This is a genomic window from Burkholderia sp. Nafp2/4-1b, assembly GCF_003635165.1.
GTDB lineage: Bacteria > Pseudomonadota > Gammaproteobacteria > Burkholderiales > Burkholderiaceae > Burkholderia.
This window is the reverse complement of record NZ_ML058670.1, coordinates 1-15,083: the sequence shown is the minus strand read 5'-3', so window position 1 is coordinate 15,083 and position 15,083 is coordinate 1. Positions and strand designations below refer to the sequence as shown.

10 protein-coding genes and 2 pseudogenes are annotated in these 15,083 nt (G+C 56.6%); 5 read left to right on the top strand and 7 right to left on the bottom strand.

Features of this window, described 5'->3' with window-relative positions; all coding sequences use genetic code 11:
* Window positions 1-39 precede the first annotated feature (39 nt).
* The 4 genes and pseudogenes from C7H84_RS37655 to C7H84_RS36875 form a co-directional block, all read right to left on the bottom strand.
* Window positions 40-156, bottom strand: a pseudogene (locus C7H84_RS37655) (transposase); the annotation flags it as partial.
* Window positions 155-310: a transposase gene (locus tag C7H84_RS37650; RefSeq protein WP_276208447.1), complete on the bottom strand. Its 156-nt coding sequence runs from the start codon at window positions 308-310 to the stop codon at window positions 155-157. The gene C7H84_RS37650 and the pseudogene C7H84_RS37655, both read right to left, overlap by 2 nt.
* A gap of 124 nt (window positions 311-434) precedes the next feature.
* Window positions 435-1,133, bottom strand: coding sequence for a hypothetical protein (locus C7H84_RS36880; protein ID WP_162999516.1), 699 nt, complete (start codon window positions 1,131-1,133; stop codon window positions 435-437).
* Entirely contained in the window at window positions 1,130-1,300 is a 171-nt protein-coding gene (locus C7H84_RS36875; RefSeq protein WP_162999515.1) for a hypothetical protein, read from the bottom strand. Before C7H84_RS36875 ends, C7H84_RS36880 begins: the two co-directional genes overlap by 4 nt.
* A 1,602-nt stretch (window positions 1,301-2,902) precedes the next feature.
* Between C7H84_RS36875 and C7H84_RS35625 the strand changes: the two genes are divergently transcribed.
* The 4 genes and pseudogenes from C7H84_RS35625 to C7H84_RS35610 all read left to right on the top strand — a co-directional run bounded on the left by C7H84_RS35625 (window position 2,903) and on the right by C7H84_RS35610 (window position 9,311).
* Entirely contained in the window at window positions 2,903-3,853 is a 951-nt protein-coding gene (locus C7H84_RS35625; protein ID WP_121863156.1) for an NAD(P)H-dependent oxidoreductase, read from the top strand.
* Window positions 3,854-4,270: 417 nt separating this feature from the next.
* The gene (locus tag C7H84_RS35620) at window positions 4,271-5,236 is read left to right on the top strand and encodes an NAD-dependent epimerase/dehydratase family protein (protein ID WP_121863159.1); all 966 of its coding nucleotides are present in this window, start codon (window positions 4,271-4,273) and stop codon (window positions 5,234-5,236) included.
* Window positions 5,237-6,076: 840 nt separating this feature from the next.
* Window positions 6,077-7,215 (top strand): annotated as a pseudogene (locus C7H84_RS35615) (IS3 family transposase); the annotation flags it as partial.
* A gap of 920 nt (window positions 7,216-8,135) precedes the next feature.
* A complete protein-coding gene (locus C7H84_RS35610; protein WP_240462206.1) occupies window positions 8,136-9,311 on the top strand; it encodes a TDT family transporter in 1,176 nt (391 codons plus the stop codon).
* A 66-nt stretch (window positions 9,312-9,377) separates the two neighbouring features.
* Here the strand turns inward: C7H84_RS35610 and C7H84_RS36870 are convergent, their stop codons facing one another.
* Both C7H84_RS36870 and C7H84_RS36865 read right to left on the bottom strand, forming a co-directional pair.
* Window positions 9,378-9,707, bottom strand: coding sequence for a hypothetical protein (locus tag C7H84_RS36870; RefSeq protein ID WP_162999514.1), 330 nt, complete (start codon window positions 9,705-9,707; stop codon window positions 9,378-9,380).
* 221 nt (window positions 9,708-9,928) lie between these two features.
* Window positions 9,929-10,243 carry a hypothetical protein gene (locus C7H84_RS36865; protein WP_162999513.1) on the bottom strand — a complete coding sequence of 105 codons (315 nt, stop codon included), beginning with the start codon at window positions 10,241-10,243 and terminating at the stop codon, window positions 9,929-9,931.
* A gap of 1,997 nt (window positions 10,244-12,240) precedes the next feature.
* Here C7H84_RS36865 and C7H84_RS36860 point away from each other — a divergent pair.
* Window positions 12,241-13,146: a hypothetical protein gene (locus C7H84_RS36860; RefSeq protein WP_162999512.1), complete on the top strand. Its 906-nt coding sequence runs from the start codon at window positions 12,241-12,243 to the stop codon at window positions 13,144-13,146.
* Between the two features lie 1,109 nt (window positions 13,147-14,255).
* Here C7H84_RS36860 and C7H84_RS35600 read toward each other — a convergent pair.
* Window positions 14,256-15,083 (bottom strand): cyclopropane-fatty-acyl-phospholipid synthase family protein (locus tag C7H84_RS35600; protein ID WP_162999511.1); only part of this gene is annotated, 828 nt, incomplete at its 5' end.

Sequence of the window (15,083 nt, the reverse complement as noted above, 5' to 3'; positions counted from 1 at the left end):
AATCCCGAAGTGCGCATAACGTCAACCGATGGCCGCCCCGCGCAGCGCCCGTTCGACTGGCAGGTTGTCGATTTCGACCTGGCCATCATCACAATAGCGTGTAGGCGCTTCCCACCGGTTCAGCGCATATAGGATCGCCCGACTTGCATCGGATTTACGCGTGAGCGTCTCCAGCACGCGAGAACGTCTCCAGCATCGTGGTGAGCCACGCATGGAATTGATCGAGTAGCGGCCGCGCGTGCTCGCGGCGATGCACACGGCGCACGTCAGGCGGTTTGCCGCTGATCGCTTCCTCAATCCTGTACAGCATCCCCGATGCGCGCGCGATGCTCTCTTCGGTAGCAAAGGTTCGGTGAGTGACCGCAGTTCGTTGCGCTGGCACCGGTTACGGCTTGGGACCGAATCACATTCGGCCCGCTCCGGAAAGCCCGATTTTAGCTCTCGTTTTTGTTAAAATAACCTGGATTCCTCCAAAGAGTTTCGATCAATTCAAAGTGTTTATCTTTTATTTCCCACTCTTCAATGCAGTTAGAGGTGTTATCTAAAAATATTCTAAGAAGATAGTCATGCAGTGCGCGATCGGACATGTGCGAAAATTGTCGTTTAAGTTGAATCCAGTCGCGAGCAAGAGCATTATCCTGTGCGATCGGGCTCATAAGCTTTAACAATTCCCCGGGCGTCATTGTTGTATTGGAGTCCGGTGGTGTCGCGGATGTTAGTTCGCCCATCACCACTTTCAAGTGTTTTGCATGTTTGTCGTTATCCGACGCTGCAGTTATTAATTCTGTTAGAGGCAAAAGCGATATTTCAACAGAAAATACTTGATACGAATTAGGGTGATCGTGGTTGTTGTTGCCAGTTTTGACGACTTTTATCATTTCCGTCTTGAATTGCCCGGCAAATTTCCGCGCGCCTTCTTTCGTCGGAAATGTTCCAATCGATTTATTATTCCATTTTGCGATAAAATCAACGACGTGCGATAGCAGCGTTGAGCCTTGCTGGTGCCGCCGTCCGTTCGACTCGAAAACACGCGCGCGAAGGATAGCGATTAGCAGTTGGGTGAGTTCGGTCACATACTCAAAGTACACCCGGATGGCGCTTGATTGGGCACTCGAGATGGTCAATGACGTCATTTCGGCCTCCGATAGCGATGTCGCGACATCAGCATAGCGGCCGAGCCATCAACCGATTGCGCATTTCGCCCGAGGATGTTGGTTTGCAGCGATCGGCCTTCCTCCGGGAGCACGCGCAGAATCGCGCGGAAGCGGCAGACGTCCAGTGCGATGTAGCTGTTGTTCAACTAGCGACCGATTTCGATCGGTGTGCGGCCGCCGGAGCCGGAAGGTAGGTCGGCGACTAGACAGTGAGGTCGTCCCACTGCATTCTTGCGGGCGGTTGGGAGGTTCTTCTTGCCGATCATCAGGCTCGAACACCTTTAAAGTCGATCCGATGCGCGGTAAGCCTCGACCTTCGGTGCAGGCCGGGCACCTATAAGGCGGAAGCGGGAGGCGTCGCGCCGCCAACTGATCGACAAACTGGTGTGGAACGGTGGATATTTTATCGCCGTTGAGCCGCAGAACATGAGCCGAACCTGCCCGTGTTGAGGCCATGTGTGGGCGGATAACCGCCAGACTAGGGAGCGGTGCTTGTATCGAATGCGGTTCAGAAGAAACGCCGATGTGGTCGGCGGGGTCAATGTCTCACGGCGGTACATGCCCGTTGCGCCCGTGAAACTGAGTGATGTAGTCATGTCGTCAGCAGCAGGGACCTACCGAAACAACTCACTGCAGCTTGATGCCGCAACGAGCACCGCAGGAATCCCCCGACTTTAGTCCGGCGACGATGTCAATCCTATTCTCATTGACTTTCGGCGACATTCATAGAACGTTCCCCGGACTCGGGCGTCGCCTGATCCGTCGGAATGCTCGGCGACGTACCGCGGAGTCTTAATGCGCCTGTCAATTACGACCCTGTTCCAATGGTCGGCGCGGTCTCTTGCACCATTGCAACACTATATCGAGCCGGAGCTTTTCCATCGTGTGACTGCACGATGTTGCGCCATCTATGGACGAATTCTTAAAGCGATTCGCCCCGCATCGATGCACAATCGTACTTTAGTGCGAGAGCGATCATTGCTCGCGGCTGAGTCTTAACCCCCCTTTCTGTTGCATGCTTGAGGAATTGGGATGCTCGAAACTGCGCTCAGTTTAACGAAAACCATCAACGTCGAAGCGCAGCTCAACGAGTTGCCCGGAGTCGGTGAATCATGTCTTGCGTTTACCGGTGGCGCACTCCGGCTGTTGGCCGTCTGCCACTACATTCCGTCGTGCGATGGCCGGCTGGACGTTGAGGCCGCGAGGCGCCTGCTCTCCCGCGCCTTGGCGCCACACGTCGTCCGCCATGCGTTATTTGTGGCACACAATTCCATGCCGAGGACGGTTGAGGGGGCAATCGACCGATGCGACGTGCAGCGGCGCACTGACGGAGTGATGGGGTCTGTGTGGCGCTGTGAGTAGATGGGCTCGTACACCAACGTTTTGTTTCGCAATGGGTTTGTCGTGCTGTTCCTGCGACATCGACAAATATTGCGGGTTTGACCGTCCAGCAAAGATCGTTACGCCTCATCGAAATCAGTGGCGACGTTGCGGCAATGCGTTTCCCGGTGCGGTTCGATTATCGCTTGGGGGACTGTACGAGTACGGTACCTGTGGTCTTATTAGTTTCCGAAAATGATCAAGAAATGGCCTTGGCTGGTGTCTTGTCCTGTTGTTAAGCAAGTTGCAGTCAAATCGTTCATTGGAGAGGTGAGCGGAATTCGTTTGCGAATCAGTTGAGTGGAACATCCAATTCGGTTGCGCTGATGGGCTAATTGCCATGTGACGTGTGATTCTCCGGACATGGGATGGTGCGCGTCCTATATATTGGCGCGTGGCCGCATCTTGCTATCTTATCGGGTCAACAGAGGGGGGCGCTGCTTCGGCAACGGTTGGTAGCTCAATCCGGAAAGATCTGTGTTGCCGCATTGACTGCTATATTCGATTTTGGCGCGTCATTGTTAATGGCTTATCGTGAGGGGTTGATGAACGTCTATATTTTGGTTGCGCACCCAGAGCCGAACTCTTTTAACGCAAGCCTTGTGGAAACGGCACGCAAGGCGTTTATTGGGGGCGGGCATCGAGTTAAAGTGTCGGACCTATATCAAAATAAATTTGATCCGTGCGAAAGGTCGATGCATTTTGAGAATCGAAGCGACGAAAGCATATTCGATGTGCAAGCAGAGCAACGTCATGCGTTTGAAAACGACACACTACCGATGGACGTTCAGCACGAGCTTGAGCTGGTCCAGTGGGCTGATTTGATTATGGTCCAGTTCCCGCTTTGGTGGTTCGGTCCGCCGGCAATGCTTAAGGGATGGATGGACAGAGTATTTGTTTATGGTGCTCTGTATTCCAGTGAGCGCCGTTTCGAGAGAGGAAGGTGCAGGGGAAAGCGTATGCTTCTGTCCGTAACCACCGGCGCTTCGGTAGATGAGTGTTCCTACAATGGTAGAGAATTGAATACGCGCATGTTGCTGTGGCCAATCCAGTATGCGTTTCGGTACGTCGGCTTCGATGTCCTGCGCGCTCATTTGATTCATGGGGTGTGGTCTGGGCGATCAGACATGGCCCAAGCTATGGGCGCGGAGATGCGAAATTTGGCTACGTTTTGCTCACGCATCGACGAGGCGCCTCTATTGAGCTTCAATACCCCGATCGACTGGGACGAAAGTGGTCGGTTGAAACCTTATGCAGCTAGTGTCACACCTTTCATTCAGCACGGTGATCCCTGGAGTGATGTGGTAACCCGATTGTAGGGCAGAGCGGTTGTGCGTGGCGTGCGCCAACCTGTGAAGCGTGTTCGGAACGCGACAATCGTTATCCATGATCGAGTTTGCGGATCGCGGAAGTACTCTTCGTTCTAGCTGAATTGTCGCTCCCGGTTCGCGCAGGACAAATGCGACGACCAGTCCGCACGATCAAGCACCGGTTTTTCCTGGAACATTTGGCCCGGTGGATCGCCAATTCTGGCTGGTGTGATCTCATCCGCAACAGAAACGCTGGGTAGCTCCGAACTTGGGAGGTTGCAACGAAGCCGCGAGTGTGAATTGCTCTCGACGGTCGTATGCATTGTTGGCGCCGATTCGGTGCCATGTTATACAACCCTATTGGGCAGCGTCCGTAGGTTGCGGATATCGCTGAAATTTCCTAGTTCGATCTGGAGTAGATTGATTGTGATCAGACTCCTTGTGACTGGCGCAAATGGCTTTGTTGGCCGCGCGGTATGCCGTCTCGCGCTCGCAAGGGGGTATAGTGTTACGGGGCTTGTGCGTCGGCCGGGTGTATGCATTCCTGGCGTGCGAGAATGGGTGCACGATATCCCCGGTTTTGACGGCTTGATCAATGCATGGACCGCCAATCGGGAGGTGGACTGTGTGATCCATTTGGCGGGGCAAGTGCATGCGATGCGTAACCAGTCGGATGAACGCGACACCGCATTCGAGGCGAGTAATATTGCCGCTACGCTGCGCGTTGCAAAGGCGGCGCGGGCGTTCGGTGCCAGTCGGTTTGTTTTTGCAAGCAGTATTAAGGCCGTGGCGGAGCGAGACGTTGGAGTACCGCTTACCGAGCGTTGCACGGCTGCCCCCGAGGACGCTTACGGCCGTTCAAAGGCGTGTGCAGAAGAGCGGCTTATGGAGCTTGGAGGGTCTGCGGGACTAGACATCGTGATAGTTCGTCCGCCAGTTGTCTACGGGCCCTGGGTGCGGGCGAACATTCTACGGATGATGGATGCGGTGGCCTGCGGCATGCCATTGCCCCTCGCCGCCGCCCATGCGCGCAGGAGCGTCATTTTTGTCGACAACTTTGCCGACGCGCTACTGTGCTGCGCGACTGACCCGCGCGCACAAGGTGAATGTTTCCACGTCGCCGATGATGATGCGCCTTCCATTGCGGACCTCCTGCGAATGACGGGTGACGCGCTTGGCAAGCCGGCACGGCTTTTCTCTCTACCGGCTGGTGGTCTACGCATGTTACGGTTCCTACCGGGGTGTAGCGGAGCCATCCAGCGTGTAACGAACAGCCTGCAACTCGATACCAGTCACATCAAGAATGTGCTGGCGTGGCATCCTCACTATACAACACGACAGGGTTTAGACTTGACCGCCGAATGGTACTGGTCGACGGTTGCCCGGAAGTAGGTTCAGCTGAATCACCGTGGCCGAAGCGTGGTTTCTGTTATGTGGTTGCAGGTCTTTATGGCAGCGGCATTGTGCCAGCTTGCGCTTTGGGGTAGTACCCAATTGGCATATGAAGTACGGCCCGTCTTGCTCGTGAGTGCAATAAGCATCGCATGACGCCCGTCTTAGTTTATCGGCGCTTGCGAACAGCCTGAAGGGTGTTTCGAGCCGGCTGATTCACCAGAAGTTGTGCCCGTGCATCGGTGTAAGTTGTGGGGCGGTGCGCGATGGTCACCGTCCGACTTTGCCGGGTCGTGCGCCAGTACATCGAGCAGCAGCGGACGCCACACTAACGCCGCAGAAGGAAAGCTACGCTGTCCGCGCTATCCTTCCCCCCTGAACGGGAGGATTGCCGCGCCCCTGTTCAAGAAGATTGCGGTGCTGCACACGTTCGTGTCAGGCGAGATGTGTCCGGGATCGATGCCCTGTCGATCCGGAGTAACGGAGTAGGAAACCAAATAGGATATGGTTCAGTCTCCCGCGAACCCATTTGTCGCGTCCGCGGAGCACTCGGCGTCCCGCCACGCTTTTGCCTTTGCTGCGCTCCCCGCACCGGAATCGATGTGCGGATGCCACAGCGCACGATCGGAGACCTTCAGGGTCCGGCATTGATCGATTCGGTAGGGCATCTTGGCTCGGATGAGGCGAATTACCGCGGGCGGTGATAGCAGTTTGTCGATACAACGAAATATGGCGTACGTAGGTCAAGACACGGGTGTCGGCGAGCGAACTGAAATGGAGATGACCCGCTTTCGTGGACACGATCTATCCTGTCAAGAAGGAGGTGCGGATCATGTCCAAATACCGAGCGCCTATGCACCGGAATTTCGGCAACAGATCGTTGACTTGGTACACGCCGGGCGTCGCCCCGAAGAACTGGCCAAAGAGTTCGGTCCGAGCACGCCGACTACCTACGGCTGGGTTGCCCAGGCTGATCGTGACGCTGGCACACGACACGACGGATTGACCTCGGCTGAACGCGAAGAGCTATCGCGTCTGCGCCGTGAGAACCGCCAGCTCAAGCTTGAACGCGAGATCTTGGCAAAGGCTGCGGCCTGGTTCGCGAGGGAGACCAGAACGCTGCCCGACAAGGGTTCGTGTTCATGAAAGCGAATCAGGCCACCTGGCCTATTGCGACGATGGCACGGCTGCTGGGGGTCTCTGCCAGCGGCTTCTACGCTTGGCGTCAACGCGCGCCCTCGGCGCATGCTTGCAGTGATGCCGATCTGTCGGCCCGCATCCGAGCCATCTACGCCGGCTCGCGCGGCACCTACGGCATGCCTCGCGTTCACGCGGAACGGGCTGAGCAAGGCATCCACGTCGCGCGCAAACGGGTCGCACGACTGATGCGCAGCGCGGGTCTGCGTGGCGTGAGCCGGCGCAAATGGATCACCACGACACAACGACAAGTCGGGGCACGCGCCGCACCAGACTTGGTGCAACGGCACTTCAACGCCAATGCGCCGAATCGCTTCTGGGTCGTCGACGCGACCTTCGTGCCGACCCGCGCAGGCTTTCTCTATCTGGCCGTGGTGCTGGACGTGTTCAGTCGTCGCATCGTCGGCTGGGCGATGGGCCACCACCTGCGCACGGAGCTGATGCTCAAGGCCTTGGATATGGCGCTGGCGCAACACCACGCCAAGGGTGTCATTCACCATTCCGATCAGGGTTGCCAATACACGTCCCTGGCGTTTGGGCGGCGCTGCCGCGAGGCCGGCGTGCGCCCATCCATGGGCTCCGTGGGCGACTGCTTTGATAACGCCATGTGCGAGTCGTTCTTCGCCACGCTCGAATGTGAATTGCTCGCACGCACGCGATTCGAAACCCGCGAGCAAGCAAGCCGCGCGATCTTCTCATTCATCGAAGGTTGGTATAACCCACATCGCCGCCACAGCAGCCTTGGCTACCGCTCGCCGATGATGTACGAGCAGAGCCACCGCGAACAAGACCGAACATGCTCGCCGAGCGAGTTGCCCACCGCCGGCCAGCGTCATGGTCGTGATAGGCGACCTGCCGGCCGTGGACAACTCGCAGCACGATGCCAAACGGAGGAGCTCCATCTGCTTAAAATTCAACTGCCCAACCGTTCACGGAAACGGGTCAGCCTCAAAATGGGCTCGTTTGACAGCTGGCCTCGACATTGGCGCCGGTGCAATATGGCCGATCGGACACAGCTCAACTTGCGCCGGGTCCTACCAACCACTTTGACCGCCTGGTGACGCGCGAACTGCTCGGGCAGGGAGGGGTGCCGAGGGGCTGCACGACGTCCGCATGTTGGGTAGCGGACGGGTACAGCGCGCTTCTTCGCGTTGGCAGATGGGACAATTGAGCGTGTTTCCACCGCATTCTAGACGCCGGAATTCCGCGCATAAGCCCCCCGGCCGCAAAGCGGGTGGTCGGTTTGTCCGTCTCACGACGGGAGCCGTTTCATCTGCGGCGACTAGATTTTTCCTTTTGAAGAGCTTGAGTATTTCCGCAATATCGTCTAATAAAGGAGAAGCGCAGTAGTCGAATGAGTACAACGCGGACGCATCGTACAGTTCGATTCACGCTCTCGCCAGCGACCAAAGGCGCGGAACATCTCTTAGAGTGAAATTGTTGCTAGCGAGCGTGTCGTGACGAAGAACAGGCTCGACAACGCTTGATGTTATTGAGGATCGCATTTCATGTTGTAGACCGTCCGCGATTGCGCGCCTGTAGCGGCGCGTGGTTTCGACCCGAACGGTGAATACAAATAGAATGTTTGCAGCGGAGTGTCTGCCCAGCGTCGACTCCGGCGAACTTGGTCTGCGGATGCGAATATTGCGCAATCGCCGTATTGGTAGTATGTGCACGAGGTTAACATCGAGGAGCGTCAGCGATGAACAACGTGAGTCCTCAGATACGCCCGCAGCCTGAACGTCAGACGATGATGGAGCGTGTTAGACAATTTACGCCGAACTGGTTCGCGGTGACGATGGGAAATGGGGTCATCCTGTTGATCCTTGAGTCGCTACCCAGCTACTCTACTTTGCAATCGGACTTTGCGTTTGCGTTGTGGTGTGCCAACGCGGCGTTATATACGTTCTTCATCGCAATGTTCGCGGGCCGATGTGTGATTTTCCCGAAAACTATCAAACCCCTATTTCATCACCCGATCCAGTCGATGTTCCTCGGCGCGATTCCGATGGGTCTCGTACCGATTATCAATGGTCTGGCATTGTTCAGCGAGCGTCATCTGGGTGGTGGCGTGACAGACATTGCCCTATTGCTGTGGGCGGTGGATTCACTGCTGGCTGTGGTGATTAGTATTGGTGTGCCGTATCTGATGTTTACCGAGCAGAGCCATGCGCTGGAGCAACTCTCAGCGGTTCTCTTGTTACCGGTAGTTGGCCCCGAGGTGCTCGCCTCCAGTGCTGCGGTACTGGCCCCACACTATGCGGCACCTGCAGCGCGCTTTGTCGTGCTAGCGGGTTATGTGTTGTGGGCCATTTCCGTGCCACTCGCTTTTTCGATACTAACGATCATTTTTTTCCGACTGGTCATTCATAAGCTTCCGCCGGCACAACTGGGCCCATCTACATGGCTGACGCTGGGACCAATCGGGACGGGTGCCCTTGGGTTACTTACACTCGGGCAGGTGGCGCCAGCTGTGTTCACTGGGACCATGATGGCTGGTGTCGCGGTATTAGCCCGCGATTTCGGTATTATCTGCGGCTTGCTCCTATGGGGCAGCGGCCTGTGGTGGTTAGTGACTGCCGTGCTGTTCATGGTGCGCTACCACAGTATGGGGCTACCATTCAATCTTGGTTGGTGGGGGTTCACATTTCCACCGGGCGTTTATACGCTCGCTACGTTGAAATTGGGCCAGCTGACCGGATATGTTGTATTTACTGTTTTGGGCCAGATTCTAGCCTTGGCAGTAGCGATCATCTGGATGATCGTGATCATGAAGACGTTACGAGAGGTAGCGAATGGACGCCTATTCCAGGCCCCCTGCCTAATGAACTCCGAATTCCAAGTACATGCCGGAGCGGCCCGCCAATTGGCGCGATAAGGATTCGCCTGCGGCGCAAATCCTTATTCGCTTTCGTTAAAAGTTTGGATTCGAAGCGCTGGGGATCTATGTGTGCCGCCGCAGCCCTCGTTGACGCATGGCGCTAAGCGCATGTCGGCCGGCACGCGTCAATTTGACGCCGGTGAAGTTGTCGGCCGATTGTTTCGAATACGTGATAAAACCGCTCGCAGCAAGCCAACTCATCGCATTGAGAAACATTCTTGTTTCGTTCGGGCAATCATCGTGCGTTAGCTCATCGCGTTCGGGATGTGGCGGAGTCGGTGCATGCGAGACTTCAGAAAATTGCCGGGCACATAGCGCAATTGGCTCGGCGCAGCGCTCAAGCGCACCGAGTACCGTCGTGTTCCACTGGTCAAGTTGCTCAAGTCGATTCACCGGCTTTACCTCCTGTTGTAGCGAGACGCGCAGCTTCGGATGATGACGCTTGTTTCCTCGAAATTTGCGATGAGGACACCGAGGAGCCAATCGTCGCGAATCAAGGTATTGTCTGCGACAGTCGGTCGGCTGACCGCTATGATCGGTAACTGTCGACGAAACAAATCGTTGAGATCAACTTGTAGGTTCAACGATTCGTGCACGGCGGCCGTGCCCGCATTTCACGCTGGCACTCGCCTCAGTCGCCGGCGTATCGTATAGAGTGCTTCTCGACCATTATCAGTGAGCCGAACACCTGTAAAGTCTTCGCCGGCTTGTTGTGTATAGGCGAGATAACCCGTAGACGCCAGCCAGCATACGGTGCTTGCGAAGTATCTGCCGACATTCGATTCATCATCATGAGGGCGGCCGAAGCGGTTCGGCCCCGAATGAACATCCGTAAATTGCTTGGCTTGGAGCGGAATAGGTGCTCGGCAGTATTCGAGCGCTGAGAGGATCAGCGCAGTCATCCGGTCATGCATTTCTAAGCGAGTCATTGGCGTATCCTGACAACGATATGTGTGCGGGATGGTAGTCGCATGCATCGCAATGATCTTGATAAATGCGCTCACTAGTGCAGGTACGGGGCACCTTTGGGACTGTAAGAAACACGTACCGGAAACTTATATTGACATTTCGCAAATGGTGGGATGTCTCTTAAGTTCACGCGCGAATGTAGGGAAAGATTCAGCCTGTAGCAGGTTCGGCTGGGTGTAGCGGATAGCGAAGGCGAAGTAAGGCCCGCGCCACTCGGGACTAGCCAAGCATGGTGATCCAGTAGCACTGGCAACGGAGTGGCACTCATGCTTGTAAATATCGCTCGCTGAGTGCGGCTGACGTCGGCAAACGCGGCGGCATCCAACGTTCCTGTGCCGGCTTCGCGCATTCACGCGGTTGGCGAATCGCTACCGACCGGCAGCGCATGTGCTTGCGGCATTGTGTGGAATTGGCCGCTACAAGCGTCGAGACAATTCCGACTTGTCGCGTATCCGCATCTAAAATTATCGAACGCCTGTTCGTCGTGGGTCGATTTTTGTCCGGTGCGGAATGTACGCGGCGGCGACATTTTTTATTCCATTCATGTAAACCAGCTGGGCTGCCGGGGCGTTAAATGTTAACAAAGATAAAATTACTGGTTCTGCTTGATATTTTTTTAACGTTTTTGGGTTCGCGGCGCTCGAGAAATTTCAGATCTCACGGAAACGTACGACTCGAAGAGTCGATCATTGTTTGGTGACCGATGCTCGCCTGTACGGCCTCGTGAAACTGGTGCGCCAATGTGCACGGGCCGTTGCGGTGAACGGTAAGTCTGTTGAATTGAGAGAATGGTGGGGTCATGGAGCAGAACGTTTTTCAGCAAGTGACTACCGCGGCGGACGCGACGTCGAATGCCTGCCAGAACGTCGTACGGGATAAATCGAAGTTTGAGGAAATCACGGACGAAGAATGGCGGGCGCTCGCCCCAATTTTTTACGATCCCATATTGCATCATTCTTGCATGCGCGGACGTCCTCGTGCCGATCCGCGTGTCATCCTCAATGCCGTGCTCTGGGTTTACACAACGGCTAATCGCTGGTCGCAACTACCGGCACGTTATCCATGCGGGATAACTTGCCGACGGCGTCTCGAGGAATGGCAGCTCGATGGCACGTTCGCACTCGTCGTCGCGCGGCTATCGGAAATGGGGCGCGCGCTCCCTTATGAGCCGCCGCCGCCGCGTGGCCGACCGGAGACCGGGTCGTCCGGAGGGCGCGATGGTGGCTCACACGCGGGAGTCTTCTGGCAGAGCCCGTCGACGTGGCAGTCAACTCACTGTCCTGTAATCAATGATCCGCTTCGTGAGGCCGCGGAAAACAAGGTAGGCAACGGGCTTGACCCGGTTGCGTCTACAGTGTCGCGCGGATCCGAATGTGGAGAGGTGTCCAGAGAATGTGTGGCCGGTCCGCTGCGATTGACTCCATTTCGCGACGCCACCTGGGTGACTGCCCCACACCGCTACGCAATTTGTGTCGCAGCAGATCGGATGACAGACGGTTCATATCGATGCCGCGTAGAAATTGCGAGGGACGGCAGGCGAATCGAACGTTCAGGTTTGATCGGTCCGAAGTTTTTGGACGAAGCGCTTGCACTTGAATACGCGCTTGACTGGGCGGATAACTGGATATGTCGGCATGATGATGACGGGGCTCAGTGCCCGCGCGATCAAGGTCCACCGGAAACAGAGTAGAGATCGGTCTTCGTCGCGGTGTTCGCAGCGGGGCATGAGTTTGGAATCGGACCATGTCACGGAGAGAGCGAATTCGGAAACGGTGCATGCCGATGCTTTGTTAAGATCGAGCAAAAGTCGCCAGGAGCAAGTGGATTGTTGCTCTCCTGCACGAAGTGTTCTAAGGATGAGCGACTGCAGCCACTTTGCGGGAGTGCGCCTATAGTCGGGAAAATCGACTTCGGTACGCGCCATCATGTTTGCCCGACTATAGGGGAGTAGCATCATATGCTCGCTACAGATTATTTCGATCGCTTTTTGGCGCGTGAAATGCCGATCATCGTTGATACCCATCAGGCGGAGCGCGCAGCGATTCGCCATGGTTTCACTGCATTGTCGCGCTACGACATGCCGGAAGGAATCGAAGCTGCACTTCAACTGCGTTGCGGGGCGGAGAGTGCTACCGACGCTCAGGTCCTTTCGGAAGGCGCAAATGTGATCGTGGCATACCTTGCTGTCGCCCCCTATGAATGCAGCGATATTGCTCTGGATTACTCGATATTGAGGCTGGGGTCGCTGTGTATGCACAACACGCTCGAGCGGCGATCGCTGAACTATCTATTGCTATTGTCGAGTCGGACACTCCTACTGTGTTGTCGAGGTTATACACTTGCTTGTTATCTCGGTGACGAAATAGAACATCGGGGCGACATATTTTCCATGAGAGAGGGGAGGTGTTACGCGATAGGCGAGTTTATGAGATTGCCGATAATCGCGCGGTCAAGACGAAGATCAAGCGCCGCGCTCGATGGTGATTTTGCATTTGATGGTGTGGTATACCGTGTCGGGGCTCCAATGCTTAAGTCGCGGCAGGAAATTTTTCTTGGTGAATTAATGGATCGCTGTGCTGACGGAGACAACAGGCTGCTAGTTCGAGAGAACGAGATTTCCCGTGTAATTGTAAACAATGTCGATATTACAGATGAATTCATGCGGCAACTAATTTCGCGGCACGAATATCTTGATATTGGTGAGTTTTCATTGGGTTGCGCGGATTTTGAAGTTCCTGCAAACTGGAAGATAAACTCATCGCTTAATGAGGGCACGGTTGGTGCAAGTATTTCGATCGACGTCGGGAGCAATATGTCCAGAATAACATTCGTGAGCGCGGGAGCGAGTCTAAGGGCCGCGTGAAGCGGGTCAGATGTTACTGGATGCGTTGAGCGGCCCGCCAATTCATCTTGCCACGCGAGTTTAGGCGGCGTCTAGGGAAGGGCGTCAGCGATAGAGCAAAGCACCTCTATATTCGTCTTGATGGCCAGCAAATCGCCTTCACAAGCCGCGTATGTGCGGTTTGCTCGCTGTTTAACGAGTCGCTGCGTCGGCCGCGCTGTTGGCGCTTAAGCGTCGGGACCTCATGGATGAGTTGATCCGGCGCGAGGCAAGCCTCGGCCTTCAGGCCCGAACTTTATCGACAAGTCCGGTTGTAAACTGGATCGGACGAGGTTCACTTTCCCGCATCCAATTGATGTAGCGATTGCGGATTGGTGATCGGAGACGACACGGCAAACTGAGCAAGCGAGGAATTTGCGCATGAGAATCTCGTGGACGGCCGCCTGTCGCATCGTCCGCCTGCGTTGGCACGTCACAGGCGGCAAATCCCTACACGCCGCTGCCGCTCGCTCTCTCGTAAGCTAACCCAAGGCGGCCTACCAGGTCTTTGGCGACGTCCAGGTCGATGCCGACGGTGTCGTGCGCCGCATATCGTGCAGACGTTGCACCGTATGGAGCGGATCCCGGTAGTGCCGCCCATACCATATAGGGCACAACCGAATTCACCGGACGCATTTGTCTGCCGCAGATGGTTTGGGACGCTGTGCGGGTGACAATCAATGTGGGTTCTCGCTGCACTGCTCGCTGGCGGTAAGTCCGCAAAGTTCGCCGCTTGGGGTACCTGGTCATGAAGACGTGCGCATGTCCTGAAGGAACCCAGAACAGCGCCGCCGAGCACAAATCCCGACCCATCCATACGAAGGACAGCAGCGCGTGCATCGAGGGGCTTGCGCACTGGGCGGCGCTGAAGTCACCCTGTGAACAGGGGCAGCTAATGGCATCGGCGAATCGCGAGAGCGATGACTAGAACCGTTTGCTCTGCAACGCCCAGGCGGGGCGGACTGGCTGGTGGGTGCGGCATGGAATCGCTGCGCGGGCCATCCCAGCGCACCGCACGCTGCTCGGGCCCGTCGTTCACACTGTGGGAGGTGATGTTTTCCGGATGGCCACGCCCGGTATCGGCCGGAGTTTCACTCCGAGCGTGGCAGTGAGTACTCGTACATGTAGCGCCGCGACCACGGCAGCGTTTTCGCGCTGCGGCCGGCTTTGCGGCACACGATCTGGAAGATCGACACGTCGTCGTGCTCGAACGCATACGCGCAGCCGGCGAGATAGACGCGCCAGATGCGGAATTTTTCGTCGTCGACGAGCGAACGGGCCTGTTCCGCCTTCGCTTCGAAGTTCTCGGTCCAGATATCGAGCGTGCGCGCATAGTGTCGCCGCAGGCTTTCGATGTCAATCGCCTCCAGCCCGCCGCGCTGCGCCGCTTCGAGTGCGAGGCTGATGTGCGGCAGCTCTCCGTCCGGAAACACGTAGCGGTCGATGAACTCGCCGCCGCCGAGCGCTGTCTCGCCGCTTTCCGCGTCGGTCGACGTGATCCCGTGGTTCATCGCGATGCCGTCGTCGGTCAGCAGGTCGTGCACGCGCGAGAAATAGAGCGGCAGGTTCTTGCGTCCGACGTGCTCGAACATCCCGACGCTCGTGATGCGGTCGAACTGGCCCTCGATCTCGCGGTAGTCCTGCAGGCGGATCTCGATCTTGTCCTCGAGCCCCGCGGCCTTCACGCGCGCGGTCGCGAGATCGAACTGGTTCTGCGACAGCGTCACGCCGAGGCACGTCGCGCCGAACTTCTGCGCGGCGCGCAGCACGAGCGCGCCCCAGCCGCAGCCGATGTCGAGCAGGCGCTGGCCGGGCTCGAGCTGGATCTTGGTCAGGATGTGGTCGATCTTCTTGATCTGCGCGGCCGCGAGGTCCTCGTCGCCGCTCTCGAAGTACGCGCACGAGTACACCATGTTCTC

Excerpts from the sequence above, each read along its gene's own strand:
- C7H84_RS36880 (WP_162999516.1), bottom strand. The coding sequence starts at position 1,133 with ATGACGTCATTGACCATCTCGAGTGCCCAATCAAGCGCCATCCGGGTG.
- C7H84_RS35610 (WP_240462206.1), top strand. The coding sequence starts at position 8,136 with ATGAACAACGTGAGTCCTCAGATACGCCCGCAGCCTGAACGTCAGACG.
- C7H84_RS36865 (WP_162999513.1), bottom strand. The coding sequence starts at position 10,243 with ATGACTCGCTTAGAAATGCATGACCGGATGACTGCGCTGATCCTCTCA.
- C7H84_RS36860 (WP_162999512.1), top strand. The coding sequence starts at position 12,241 with ATGCTCGCTACAGATTATTTCGATCGCTTTTTGGCGCGTGAAATGCCG.
- C7H84_RS35625 (WP_121863156.1), top strand. The coding sequence starts at position 2,903 with ATGGTGCGCGTCCTATATATTGGCGCGTGGCCGCATCTTGCTATCTTA.
- C7H84_RS37650 (WP_276208447.1), bottom strand. The coding sequence starts at position 310 with ATGCTGTACAGGATTGAGGAAGCGATCAGCGGCAAACCGCCTGACGTG.